This is a genomic window from Streptodolium elevatio (assembly GCF_040649515.1).
Classification (GTDB): Bacteria; Actinomycetota; Actinomycetes; order Streptomycetales; family Streptomycetaceae; genus Yinghuangia; species Yinghuangia elevatio.
In genome coordinates, this window is sequence record NZ_JBEZFP010000096.1 from 23,783 (window position 1) to 36,439 (window position 12,657).

At 72.4% G+C, this 12,657-nt stretch carries 11 protein-coding genes and 1 pseudogene; 6 read left to right on the plus strand and 6 right to left on the minus strand.

Annotated features, from left to right (window positions below; genetic code table 11):
- Positions 1–3: 3 nt before the first annotated feature.
- Complete coding sequence (locus AB0C36_RS29735) at positions 4–1,482, plus strand: carboxylesterase/lipase family protein (protein ID WP_358359931.1); 1,479 nt, start codon at positions 4–6, stop codon at positions 1,480–1,482.
- Positions 1,483–1,641: 159 nt separating this feature from the next.
- The gene (locus AB0C36_RS29740) at positions 1,642–3,057 is read left to right on the plus strand and encodes a glycoside hydrolase family 25 protein (protein ID WP_358359933.1); all 1,416 of its coding nucleotides are present in this window, start codon (positions 1,642–1,644) and stop codon (positions 3,055–3,057) included.
- 22 nt (positions 3,058–3,079) lie between these two features.
- Here AB0C36_RS29740 and AB0C36_RS29745 read toward each other — a convergent pair whose 3' ends face one another.
- The 5 genes from AB0C36_RS29745 to AB0C36_RS29765 form a co-directional block, all read right to left on the minus strand.
- A complete protein-coding gene (locus AB0C36_RS29745; protein ID WP_358359936.1) occupies positions 3,080–4,075 on the minus strand; it encodes an aldo/keto reductase in 996 nt (331 codons plus the stop codon).
- 176 nt (positions 4,076–4,251) lie between these two features.
- Positions 4,252–4,578 carry a hypothetical protein gene (locus tag AB0C36_RS29750; RefSeq protein ID WP_358359938.1) on the minus strand — a complete coding sequence of 109 codons (327 nt, stop codon included), beginning with the start codon at positions 4,576–4,578 and terminating at the stop codon, positions 4,252–4,254.
- A gap of 2 nt (positions 4,579–4,580) precedes the next feature.
- The gene (locus AB0C36_RS29755) at positions 4,581–5,045 is read right to left on the minus strand and encodes a hypothetical protein (protein ID WP_358359940.1); all 465 of its coding nucleotides are present in this window, start codon (positions 5,043–5,045) and stop codon (positions 4,581–4,583) included.
- 193 nt (positions 5,046–5,238) lie between these two features.
- Positions 5,239–5,976, minus strand: coding sequence for a TetR/AcrR family transcriptional regulator (locus AB0C36_RS29760; RefSeq protein ID WP_358359942.1), 738 nt, complete (start codon positions 5,974–5,976; stop codon positions 5,239–5,241).
- A gap of 74 nt (positions 5,977–6,050) precedes the next feature.
- Positions 6,051–6,602: a YceI family protein gene (locus AB0C36_RS29765; protein WP_358359945.1), complete on the minus strand. Its 552-nt coding sequence runs from the start codon at positions 6,600–6,602 to the stop codon at positions 6,051–6,053.
- A gap of 217 nt (positions 6,603–6,819) precedes the next feature.
- Between AB0C36_RS29765 and sigJ the strand changes: the two genes are divergently transcribed.
- Positions 6,820–7,818: an RNA polymerase sigma factor SigJ gene (sigJ, locus tag AB0C36_RS29770; RefSeq protein WP_358359948.1), complete on the plus strand. Its 999-nt coding sequence runs from the start codon at positions 6,820–6,822 to the stop codon at positions 7,816–7,818.
- Here the strand turns inward: sigJ and AB0C36_RS29775 are convergent.
- Positions 7,804–9,021, minus strand: coding sequence for an amidohydrolase family protein (locus AB0C36_RS29775; RefSeq protein WP_358359951.1), 1,218 nt, complete (start codon positions 9,019–9,021; stop codon positions 7,804–7,806). The genes sigJ and AB0C36_RS29775 overlap by 15 nt on opposite strands.
- Positions 9,022–9,111: 90 nt before the next feature.
- On the opposite strand from AB0C36_RS29775, the gene AB0C36_RS29780 reads away from it, so the two are divergent.
- The 3 genes and pseudogenes from AB0C36_RS29780 to AB0C36_RS29790 all read left to right on the plus strand — a co-directional run.
- Positions 9,112–10,809, plus strand: a complete 1,698-nt coding sequence (locus AB0C36_RS29780; protein ID WP_358359954.1) for an N-acyl-D-amino-acid deacylase family protein — start codon at positions 9,112–9,114, stop codon at positions 10,807–10,809.
- Between the two features lie 193 nt (positions 10,810–11,002).
- Positions 11,003–11,641, plus strand: a complete 639-nt coding sequence (locus tag AB0C36_RS29785; RefSeq protein ID WP_358359957.1) for a TetR/AcrR family transcriptional regulator — start codon at positions 11,003–11,005, stop codon at positions 11,639–11,641.
- 414 nt (positions 11,642–12,055) lie between these two features.
- Positions 12,056–12,657: pseudogene (locus AB0C36_RS29790) on the plus strand (ATP-binding protein); the annotation flags it as partial.

A 12,657-nucleotide genomic window follows, 5' to 3' on the forward strand; every position in this document is an offset into this window, starting at 1 on the left:
GAGATGGACGTGATCGTCGGCACCGCGTACGGCAAACTCCGTGGGACCGCCTCGGACGGCGTCACCCGTTTCCTCGGAGTCCCTTACGCGGCACCGCCGTTCGGCGCGAACCGCTTCCGGCCGCCGCGGCCGCCGGCCCCCTGGGAGGGCGTCCGCGACGCGGACGCCCTCGGCCCCACCGCCCCCAAGGCCCCCTACCCGGCACCCCTGCACGACCTGCTCCAGGAGATCGCCGTCGACGGCGAGGACTGCCTCAACCTGAACGTCTGGGCACCCACGGGAACGGTGGCCGCTCCGGTCATGGTGTGGATCCACGGCGGCGCGTTCCGCAACGGTTCCGGGTCCGCGCCCGTATACGACGGATCGGCTTTCGCGCGCGACGGCGTCGTGTGCGTGACGTTCAACTACCGCCTCGGCGTCGAGGGCTTCGCCGAACTCCCCGGCGCGCCGCGCAACCGCGGCCTGCTCGACCAGATCGCGGCACTGACCTGGGTGCGCGACAACATCGCGGCGTTCGGCGGCGACCCGTCCCGCGTCACCGTCTTCGGCGAGTCCGCGGGCGCGATGAGCGTGGCCACGCTGCTCGCCATGGACCTCGGGCTGTTCCACCGGGCGGTCGCGCAGAGCGGGGCGGGGCAGATCCTCCAGGAGCCCGAGGACGCCCTCAAGGTCACCGCCGCCGTCGCCGGCCGGCTCGGGGTCGCCCCCACCGCGGAGGCCCTCGCGGCCGTCGCCCCCGGGGACCTCGTCGCCGCCCAGGCCGAGGTCGCCGCCGAGGTGGCCGCCGCTCCGGATCCGCGGCGCTGGGGCGCCTCGACGGTCCACTCCGGCATGGCCTTCATGCCGGTACGCGACGACGCACTCGTCCCCCGCCCGCCCGTCGAGGCGATCAGAGCGGGCGCGGGCCGCGGCGTCGACCTTCTCATCGGCTCGAACGCCGACGAGTTCCGCCTCTACCTCGCGCCCGCGGGCCTGACCAAAGTGCTCTCCGAGGCGACCGCCGCGCGCGTCCTCACCGGGCTGGGCATCGACCCGGGACTGGCCGCCGCGTACGCCGCGAACCGGCCCGACGCCCGCCCGGGGGACGTGGCCGCCGCCGTCGCGACCGACGGGTTCTTCCGGATCCCGGCGTACCGCGTCGCGGAGGCCCGGGCCGGGCACGCCGCCACCTGGGTCTACGAATTCGCCTGGCAGTCCGGCGCGGTGGGGCTCCCCGACGAACTCGGCGCGTGCCACGCCCTGGAGATCGGGTTCGTGTTCGACACCCTCGGCCGACTGGACGGCGCCGGCCTCGCCGGACCGAACCCGCCGCAGTCCGTCGCCGACGCGATGCACGCCGCGTGGGTCGCCTTCGCCCGGGACGGCGATCCGGGCTGGCCCGCGTACGACACCGCGACGCGCCCGGTGCGGGTCTTCGACACCGAAACGCGGCTCGACCACGACCCCCGCCCCGACGAACGCGCCCTGTGGGCGGACCGCTGAGGCGTCCCGCGGAAGATCGACTTCACCGTTCCCCGGCGCATGCGGACGGGGCTGTGCCACGATCAACGTGTGGAGCACATCCGACGGTGACAGCGGCGGACGCCGACCGAGGCGCAATGCCCGGTGCGTCCGTGCACCCGGACGGAGGGGGGAAGACACATGGGGATCAAGGGCTATGACGTCTCCGACTACCAGCAGTCGATTCCGGACGACGCGCAGTTCGTGTTCGTCAAGGTCACCGAGGGCCGCGGCCACATCCAGGACAACTGGAGGGCGAAGGTCAAGGAAGCCCGGGCCCAGGGCTGCGTGATCGGCTACTACCACTTCGGCCGCAGCGACGTGCCGCCCGCCCAGGAGTTCGACAACTTCCGGCGCGAGGTCGTGAAGGAACTGCGGGCCGGGGAACTGCTGGTGTACGACTTCGAGCCGTACAACCAGGACGTCTCCGCCGCGACGGCCACCACCCGCAAGAACGAGTTCCTGCGCCTGATGAAGGACGCGTTCCCGGGCCACCGGTGCGGGATGTACACCAACGTCGACTGGTGGACGCGCACCGACGACAACCACGGCGACTTCCTCTGGATCGCCGACTACGTCGAACCGGGCAAGCCCGGGATCCGCGCGCGGTGGATGTTCCACCAGTACACGGAAGACCCGATCGACACCAACTTGTACCCGGGCACCCTTGCCGAACTGCGCGCGTACGCGGGAGGCGGCACGACCGGCACCACCGCCGCGGGCGGCGGCACGGTCCTGCTGCCCGTCAACGGCTACCTCGCGGCGGCGGCCTGGCAGCCGGGCGACGGCGAGCGCGTCACGTACGGCAAGCTCATGAACGTCCGCACGCGCCGCATGCTGCAAGCCGCCGAGGCGATCCTCGGCCGCAAGTTCCGCGTCACCCAGGGCAGTTTCAGCACCGGCGTCAGCGCGAGCGCGGGCACCCACGACGGCGGCGGCGTCCTCGACCTCGTCCCGCTGGGCTACGACGAGGTCAAGGCCCTGCGCCGGGCGGGCTTCGCGGCGTGGAACCGCCTCAAGGCGGACGGCTTCCCCGACGAGCACATCCACGCGATCGCCGTCGGCGACCCGACCATGTCGCCGTCCGCGAAGGACCAGGTCGACTCGTTCTTCCGCGGACGCAACGCGCTCCGCGGCCAGGGGCCCGACAACTTCAGGCTCCGGGAGGCCGACCGCGTCCTCACCGGCATCCACCCCGACGAACCGCCGCCCGCCGCTCCGACCCCCGAGGAAGACGCCGAAATGTTTGCCCCGTACGAGTTCACCTCCGGCGCCACCACCATCCCCCTGGAGCCGTCCAACGGCGGGGCGATGAAGTGGGGGAGCCTCTACTTCGCCTTCAAGGTCGCGGAGGGCGACAACAACAACAAGCCGGTCGCCAGCGTGCGCATCGAGCTCCAGCACGACGACGGCCGCTGGTCGCTGTGGAAGCCGAACTTCGAGCAGACCGTGGACAGTCCCCGCTGGGTCGCGGTGCTGCCCGACGGGTACGCCGCGCTGCGCTTCTACACCAACGTCCGCTGCCACGGCTACGTGACGGGCAAGTCCAACGCCTGACCGCCACGCTGTGCGGCACCGGTCACCAGGCGAAGGCCTCGGGGGACGGGCCCGGGCCCGGGAACACGGCGTCCAGGTCGGCCAACAGGCTTTCCGGAAGCGTGAGTTCGACGGCCCGTAGCGCCGAGTCCAGTTGCTCGCGGGTGCGCGGCCCGAGGATCGGCGCGGTGACGCCCGGGCGGGTGAGCAGCCATGCGAGGGCGACTTCGGCCGGGTCGAGGCCGTGCTCGGCGGTGAGGTCCTCGTACGCCTGGACCCGTGCGCGCGTCGCGGGGTCCGCGAGGCCCTCCGCCGAACGGCCGCTCACCGACCGTGATCCGCCGCCTTCGCGCTCCTTGCGCAGCGCGCCGCTCAGCAGGCCGCCGCGCAGCGGGGACCACGGGAGCACGCCGAGGCCGTAGTCCGTCGCGGCCGGGATCACCTCCATTTCCGCGCGGCGTTCCGCGAGGTTGTAGAGGCACTGCTCGCTGACCAGGCCGAGTCGGCCGGTGCGTGCGGCCGTCTCGTTGGCCTGCGCGATCTTGTAGCCGGGGAAGTTCGAGGACCCGGCGTACAGCACCTTGCCCTGCGCGATGAGGACGTCGATCGCCTGCCAGATCTCTTCGAAGGGCGTGGCGCGGTCGATGTGGTGGAACTGGTAGATGTCGATGCGGTCGGTGCCGAGCCGGCGCAGGCTGTCCTCGACGGAGCGGCGGATGTTGAGGGCGGAGAGCCGGTCGTGGTTGGGCCAGGACGGGCCGCCGGCGGCCATGTTGCCGTACACCTTCGTGGCCAGCACGACCTTGTCCCGGCGCCCGGCCCCCTTTGCGAACCACGAGCCGACGATCGACTCGGTGAGGCCCTTGTTGTCGCTGCCGCCGTAGGCGTTCGCGGTGTCGAACAGGTTCACGCCGGCGTCGAGGGCGGCGTCCATGAGGTCGTGGCTGTCCGCTTCGCCGGTGAGCGCACCGAAGTTCATCGTGCCCAGCACGAGGCGCCCGACGCGGAGGCCGGTGCGTCCCAGTTGCATGTATTCCATCGCTCCAGCCAACGCCGCTCGCGGCGGGCGGGCAAGCGGGACGCGCCGGGCAGCAGGCGCAAACGAAGCCGACGGGGCGGGCCGGTACCCAGCGGCAGCCGAGTCTGCGAATGCCGATGCGGGCAGGCCGTCGGTTCTCCGGCCTGCCCGCGCCCACGCTCCGGGGCCGTACGCGGCTACTTCTTCCAGCGGCCGTCCTGGAGCAGCTTCCATGCGGTGTTGCAGCTGTCCGTCCGGCACTGCTTCAGGTACCCGAGGGTGTCGCCGTAGTGCTGTCCGGGGAACCGCTGACGGATGCCGGCCTTGCGGCATCGCGAGATGAAGTTGTTGGCGATCTCGCCGAGGTTGTCGCGGGCGTCGCAGACGCCCCGGGCCAGATCGGGGGCGGCGGCGGACGCCGCCGGCAGGCCCGGTGCCGCGGCGCCGGCCACGGCGGGGGCGCCCGCGAGCGTACCCAGCGTCAGGGCGGCGGCGACCAGGCCGCGGACGAGGTTGGCGCGCACGGTCAGCAGCTCACGAACTTGGCGTAGGCGATCCACACTTCGCCCTTGCCGTTGAGGCTGACGTTCCCGGTCTTGTGGAGGCCGGTGTACTTGCCCTGGTAGTGCCGCAGCTCGCCGAACTGCGATTCGAGGGTCATCGACGGGGAGTCGAGCGCCCAGTCGCCGGAGTACTCGGCCCAGACGCCGTCGATGCCGTCGGTGCCGCTCCCCCAGCAGGCGCGGCCGCCGTGGTACAGGACCAGGTTGCCGTCGTACTGCATCTCCAGGCGGTAGCCGCCGTTGGTGAGGCAGCGCCCGGGGAGCAGCTTGTCGGTGAACGACGAGCCGACGCCGCGGCAGTCGCTGCGGGCCGCGGAGTCGGCGGCCGGCGCGGCGGGCGCCCTGCCGGAGGCGGCGCCGGTGGTGCCGGTGACGGCGGCGAGCACGCCGACCGCCAGGAGGACACGGGCACGCGAGAACTTCCTCATGCGGGACCGCCCTTCGTTACAGTGCGAGTGCGAACGAGCACTGAAAGTAGCAGTCACCGTCCGGGCAAGTCACCGGTTGGTTGCCCGGTTCGCCAGTACGTGTGAAGACTGTTCCGCCGTGTGCGGCCGGCTCAGGCCGGTGTGCCGCCCCAACTTCCGGGCGAATACCGCTTGGTCGTCGCTCGGCGTGCGATCACGAAACGGGCGCGCCGGCGGCGACCGCCATCCGGGCGACGAGCGCGCGGACCTCGTCCCGGATGTCCCCCTCGGTACGGTCCCCCAGCCCCGCGGCGGGGATCAGGAACGGTGCGAAGAGCCCCCAACCGAGCACCGCGAGGACCGCGGTCGCGGACACCACGCGCGGGTCGAAACCGGACGCCTCCCCGGTGTCCGGGATGCGGCCGGGCGCCGCTGTGCTCCCTGCCTCGGTGCGGCTCGCCTCCGTGCTCCCCTCCTCCGTGCTCCCCGCCTCCGCGGCCGCGGCCTGCCGTGCCCACTCCTCCTCGATGAGTTCGCGCACCCGGGTGACCGCGGGCGTCTCGTCGGTGAAGACCTGCGAGGTGTCGCTGTCGAGGATCGCCCACGCCAGCATGCGCGCGTACGCACGCGGGTTGCGGCCGAGCTGCCCCAGAGCGGTGTCGAGGTCGTCGGCGCCCGCGACCACCTCGGCGCCGCGGGCGGAGGAACGCCGGAACACCTCGGCGAGGATCGCTTCCTTGGTGCCGAAGTAGTGGTGGATCAGGCCGTAGTTGACGCCCGCCTTGCGGGCGATCTCGCGCAACGAGACCGAGGCCGGGCTGCGCTCGTGGAACAGCTCGGTCGCGGCGTCGAGGATCTTCGCGGCGGCTGCCTGTGCGTCGTTCGCGCGGGGCCGGGATGCGGCCGCCGTACCGGCGTGGGCCGGTGCGGGCTCGGGCGTGCGGTTGTCCATACGGAGAAGTCTGGCGGATCCGCGGCGCTCGCCGGCACCTGCCCTGTTACCGCGTGTTCGGTGTGCCGTCCGGCTCACTGCCGGACGGCGGTCACGTCCAGGTTCAGGACGACCTTCCGGCTGATCGTGAGTGCGGTGGCGGCGTTCCAGTTCACTCCCCAGTCCGTGCGGACGATCGTCGTACCGCCGGCGAAGGAGATCCGGCATGCGCCGCGCGGACCGCTGGGGTCGTGCTCGGCGGCGGTGAGCACCAGGTCCAGCGTGACGGGGTTCGTCACGCCGCGGATCGTGAGGTCGCCGGTCAGCTTGAAGGCGTCACCGTCGAGCCGTTCGACGGCGGTCGAGGCGAAGGTGACCACCGGGTGGCGTTCGGCGTCCAGGAACTTGCCGACCAGCAGGCCGTCGCGCTGCGCGTTGCGGGTGCGGATGCTGTTCGCCTCCATGGTGAACCGCACCTCGGACCGGGCGGGATCGTCGCCGTCGAGGTATCCGCCGCCCTCGAACGCGCCGAACCAGCCGGGCACCCTGGTGGCCATCGTGTGCCGGGCCACGAACCCGATGCGGGTGCGGACGGTGTCCAGGACGTAGTGGCCGGTCAGCTCGCTGAGCTTGGTGGTGGTCGCCATGGTCGGGTCACTCCTTGCGGGAAGATGCGCTGCTCACGGATGTGGGCGCGGGCGCGGATGCCGGTGCGGGCGTCGCGGACGTCCGCCGGGTGCCGCGCCCTCACCCGTACGACGACGGCGGTCCGCAAAATGTGAGGTCGGTGCCCGCGTCACATTCCGGCGGGCTGTCTCGTCGTACCCGGTGACGGCACATGCGGCGACGAGGAGCGGCGACACCATGGAGAGTGCGGGAGAACCGGGGAACGGCCGGCCCGATCCGAGGCTCGGCGCGATCATGAGCGAGCGGCGGCACCTCTTCAACCTGGCGTACCGGATGCTCGGCTCTCTGGCCGATGCCGAGGACGTCGTCCAGGAGACCTATGTCCGGTGGTACGCCATGCCCCGCGCGCGCCAGGACGCCGTCGACTCCCCCGCGGCCTGGCTCACCAAGGTCGCCGGACGCATCTGCCTGGACGTGCTCGGCTCCGCACGCGCCCGTCGCGAGAGCTACGTGGGCGAGTGGATCCCGGAACCGCTGCCCGACCGCGGGGAGTGGGCGTTCGGGCGTTCGGACGCCGCGCTGGCCGCCGATCCCGCCGACCGGGTCACCCTCGACGAGTCGGTCGGCATGGCGTTCCTGGTCGTGCTGGAGTCGATGACGCCGGCCGAGCGGCTCGCGTTCGTGCTGCACGACGTCTTCCGCTATCCGTTCGGCGAGGTCGCCGAGATCGTCGGCCGGTCCCCGGCGGCCTGCCGCCAGTTGGCCACGTCCGCCCGACGCCGACTGCGCGCGACGCGGATCCCCGCCACCCCGGCGGCCCGGCGCGCCGAGGTCGTGCGGGAGTTCAAGCAGGCGTGGGAGGCCCAGGACATCGACGCCCTGATCGGCCTCCTCGATCCCGATGCCACCGCGGTCGGGGACGGCGGCGGCCTCGTCGAGGCGTCCCTGCGGCCCATCGACGGCAGCGAGCAGATCGCGCGCTATCTGATCGACACGGTGGGCATGCCGGCCGGGCTGACGCTGCTGGAGCGTACGGTCAACGCCCAGCCGGGCCTGGTCGCCCGGCAGGACGGCGTCACCGTGGCGGTGTTCGCGTTCGACGTCGCGGGCGACCGGATCACCCGCATCTGGGGTGTGCGCAATCCCGATAAGCTCCGGCCGTGGACGACCCCGTGCGCGGGCGAGTCGCCCCCGGGGCGGGCGCCGTCCCCGGAGCGGGAGTCAGACGAGTCCTAGCATGTCGAGGGCGTTGCCGCGGGCGATGCGGTGCAGGTCCTCGGGGCCGACCATGCCCGCGATGCGCTCCAGGATCTCCCGGGTGCGCGGCCATGTGCTGTCCTGGTGCGGATAGTCGGTCTCGAACGTGATGCGCTCGATGCCGACGGCCTCGCGGGACAGGACGCCGAAGTCGTCCTCGAAGAAGCATCCGAACACCCGTCCCGCCGCATAGCTGCTGGGCAGTTCGGTGATCGCGGGGTCCAGTCCCGCCCACGCGGCGCTGTGCCGGAAGATGTTGTCGACCCGTTCCAGCACGAACGGCATCCAGCCGATCTGGCCCTCCGAGTACGCGATGCGCAGTCTCGGGAAGCGCGCGAGCACTCCGGACATCAGCCAGTCCACCAGGGAGTACTGGGCGTTCGCGAACGTCAGCGCCATGCGCACGCCTTCGGGCGCGTCCGGCGAGGTGACCGGCATGCGCGAGCTGGACCCGATGTGCATGCACACCACCGTGCCGGTTTCGTCGCAGGCCGCGAAGAACGGGTCCCAGTGCCGGTCGGGGTCGTGCACGGAGGGCAGGCCGAGATTGGCGGGCAGTTCGGTGAAGGCGACGGCCCGGCAGCCGCGGGCGGCGTTGCGGCGTACCTCGGCCGCGGCGGCGACCGGGTCCCAGAGCGGGATCAGGCACAGCGGCAGCAGTCGGCCGCCGGAGCCGCCGCACCACTCCTCGATCATCCAGTCGTTGTACGCGCGAACCCCCAGCATCGCCAGGTCGCGGTCCTTCGCCTCCAGGAACGCCTGGCCGCAGAAGCGCGGGAACGTCGGGAAGCAGAGCGACATCTCGGTGTGGTTGAGGTCCATGTCGGCCAGCCGCGCGGCCGGGTCGTGGCAGCCGGGGCGCATTTCCGCGTACCGGATCGGCGCCATGGTGAGGCTTTCGCGCGGGAAGCCCACGCATGCCACCACCTGCGGGATCGGTTTGTGCAGGTCTTCGTAGACCCACCAGTCCGTCTCCGGGCCGTCGCCCCCGAAGTGGTACTTCACGGTGTTGGCGGTGACGTGCTCGGTGCGGCAGGTCGCCCGCACGACGCGCGGTCCGGTGTCCCGGTGGCGCGCCGGAAGGCGGCTCGTCCACACGTCCGGCGGTTCCACGACGTGGTCGTCCACGGAGACGACCAGCGGGAGTTCGGCGGTCGGTCCGGCGGTCGGTACTGGGTTCACGGTGGTCCTCCGAGTCCGGCTGGGCTACGTTTAGCCAATGGCTAATGAGCCGTGAAGTCAAGACGCATGAGACGGCAAGGAGGTGTCCCCGTGTACGACCTCGTGATCCGCGGCGGAACGGTGGTGGACGGCTCGGGCCTGCCCGGCCATCGGGCGGACGTCGCGGTGGCCGGCGACCGCATCGCCCGCGTCGGGCGCGTACGGGAGCGCGGCGCGGTGGAGATCGACGCGACCGGGCACGTCGTCACGCCCGGCTTCGTCGACGGCCACACCCACATGGACGCCCAGGTCTTCTGGGACGAGCAGGGCAGTTGCTCGGCGTGGCACGGGGTCACGACCGCCGTCATGGGCAACTGCGGCTTCACCCTCGCCCCCGCGCGCAAGGACGCCCGTGACCTGGTGACCCGCAATCTGGAGCGCGCCGAGGAGATCTCCGCCGCGGCGATGGCCGAGGGCATCGAGTGGACCTGGGAGACGTTCCCGGAGTACATGGACGCCGTCGACCGCCTGCCCAAGGCCATCAACTACGCGGCGCAGGTGGGCCATTCGGCTCTGCGGACCTGGGCCATGGGCGAACGCGCCTTCGACGGCCCCGCCGACGCCGACGACATCGCCGAGATGGTCCGCCAGTTGCGGGCCGGGCTGCGCGCCGGGGCGTTCGGGTTCACCACCACGCGCAACGACAACCACGAGACCGCGGACAACCGGCCCGTGGCGTCCCGGCTCGCGGACTGGGACGAAGTCCGCCGCCTGGTGGGGGTCCTGGCCGAGGAGGGTGCCGGCGTCTTCGAGATCACCCACGAACCGGCCGCCGCCCGCGGCGACGAGGAGCGCGAGGAGTACTTCGCCCGCCTGCGCGATCTGGCGGCCGAGACCGGGGTGCCGTTCAACTTCGGCGTGTCGGGCCGCGGCGGCGTGTTCCACGGCCTGCGGCTGCTGGACGCGATCGCCGCCGCGGGCGGGGTCGCGTATGGGCTCGGCCACAGCCGCGGCATCAACACGGTGACGTCGTTCCGCACCAAGACGGCGTTCGACACGCTGCCGCTGTGGCGCGAGATCCGCACGCTGCCCCTGGAGGAGCAGCGCAAGGCGTACGAAGACCCGGACACCCGGGCCAAGTTGGTGGAGATCGCGGACAACGGGCCCTACGGGCGCGCGATCGGTGCCGAGGCGCGGCGCCCCGACTTCGAGCGCATGCGGGTGTACGACCGGCCGATGCCGCCGCTGCGCACCGTCGCCGACGTCGCCCGCGAGCGCGGTACGCACCCGGTCGAGACCGTCCTCGACCTGGCGCTGGAGACGGACTTCCACCAGTTCTTCATCCAGGCCGTCGTCAGCGACGAACCGGCGGACCTCCTCCCGGTGTTGCGGCACCCCCGCGCGGTGATGACGTTCACCGACAGCGGGGCGCACGTCGGGTCGATGGCCGACGCGTCGCTGCACACCCTGCTGCTGGGCTACTGGGTGCGGCAGGAAGGCGCCTTCAGTCTTGAGGAGGCGGTCCGCATGATCACGTTGGCGCCGGCCATCGCCTGGGGCTTCCACGACCGGGGGATGGTGCGCGAGGGCATGGCGGCGGATCTGAACGTGATCGACCCGGCGACGGTGGCGCCGCTGATGCCGGAGGTGGCGTACGACATCCCCGGCGGCGCGTACCGCCTGCGCCAGCGCGCGACCGGGATCCACGCGACCGTGGTCGCGGGCCGCGTGGCGTTCCGCGACGGCGTGCACACCGGCGCGCTGCCGGGCCGCCTGGTGCGCGGGCCGCTCGCGTCGGGGCGGCGCTGACCGCCGCACCGGCACCGAGCGGTCGCCGAGCGCCCCGGATCCGGCCGCCCGGAAGTCCTGCCGCGTGGCCGACGTGCCGCATTATGCGAACACGTCGGCTATCCATGCCCATAAGGCAAGGGGCATGGACGCCCGTCCGACACAGGTATACAACGTCCGTGCACCTGTGCAAGTCGAGGACGTGGAGAGGCCGTTGGAGCCCGTCAGCGGCGCACCGGAGGACGAGGGAGGGACCGCCGACGTGCTGCTCGGCCCCCGGGGTGCCGCGACCCGGTCCCGCATTCTGGAGGCGGCGGCCGTGTGCGTGCGGCGCTGGGGCATCCGGCGCCTGTCGATGAACGACGTGGCACGCCAGGCGGGCGTGTCGCGGCGCACCGTCTACATGTACTTCCCGGACCGCGACACCCTGGTCGAAGCGGTGCTGGAGGCCATGGCGGCGGCCCTCGTGCTGTCCATCACGCCGGACGTGCGCCGGCACGCCACGCTCGCCGCGCAGGTCGCCGAGGCGGCCGTACGCGTCCATGCCCTGCTGCCCGCCGAGGCCGAACTCGGCCTCGGCCGCCGCCCCGGGGAGTCGGTCAGCGCGGCCATGATCCTCGTGCGGTGTCCGCGCGTCGTCCGGACCTGGCTGGCCTTCTGGCGCCCTCTCGTCGAGGCGGCCCGGGACCGCGGCGAGATCCGCGCGGACATCGACGCCGACACCGCCGCCGAGTGGATCATGCGCCTGCACATCTCGCTCGTGACCTTCCCCGCGCAGACGTTCGACGCCGAGGACCCGGAGCAGGTGCGCCGCCACGTCGAGGCGTTCGTGCCCGGCGGCTTCGCCTCCTGACCGGCCCCGAACACCCGTGCGGCGCAAGCCCGCACGTCCGCGGCCGGCGCCGAATTCGCCTGGCTCGCGCCACCATTCGCCAGGCATCGCAAGGGCCGCATCGCCGTTGGAGGCCGGTGTGAACCGGCTATGCTCCGGATGACCCAGTGACGCGCGGCGACTACTGCCAGTACTCGCCGCCGCCGGGCTCCATCGACCGCCGAGGCGGGGTGGCAGGGGGCCAGCGCAGACCCCCGGCGCCGACGGGACGGCACGACAACGGGACGCGGCACGCCCGTTGGCCGTCGGGCACGTCGTGTCGCCACGCTCCGCGAAACCCAGCGGGCACCGGGCACCCGGGCACGTTTCTTCGCCATGCCCTTCGGCATGTCCGCATCCGGTGCCCTTCCCGTCCGCATGATTCCGAGGAAGTCCATGGTCCGAGTCGGGTCACCACCCGAATCCCCGCGTCCTGCCGCCCCCGCCGGTCCGGTCTGGAATGGTCCGGTCTGGCTGATCCCCGTCACCGCCACGGTCGCCTGTTCGGCCGTCGCCGTCGCGCTCGTCGACGGTGACGCACGCCTGGCCGTGGGAATCTGTCTCGCCGTCGCCTCTGTCGCGGTGGCCCTGGTCACCGCGGAGTCGGCGCGCCGAGGCAGTCGAATAGTCGCTCACCAGGCCCGGCACGAGGCCGCGACCGGCGACCTGCGCGCCCGGCACCAGGCCGAGATCGCCGCGCTGCGCCGCGGTATCGCGGCCCAGGAGTCGGCGATGCTGCGCCTGACCGGCGAACAGCTGCCGAAGGCGATCCTGCACGTGCAACAGGGCGAATCCGCCGAGGAGGTGCTCGACGGACTGGTCCGCGGCCAAGTCGACGCACCCGAGGTCTCACCCGACTTCGCGGCGGCGCGCCTCGCGGTGCTGCGCTCGGTCGCCGAGGCGGTCGAGGCCGAGGAGGGCATGCGTGACTCCGCGCAGCGGGCGTTCGTCAACATCGCGCGGCGTGTGCAGGCGATCGTCCACCAGCAGGCCACCGA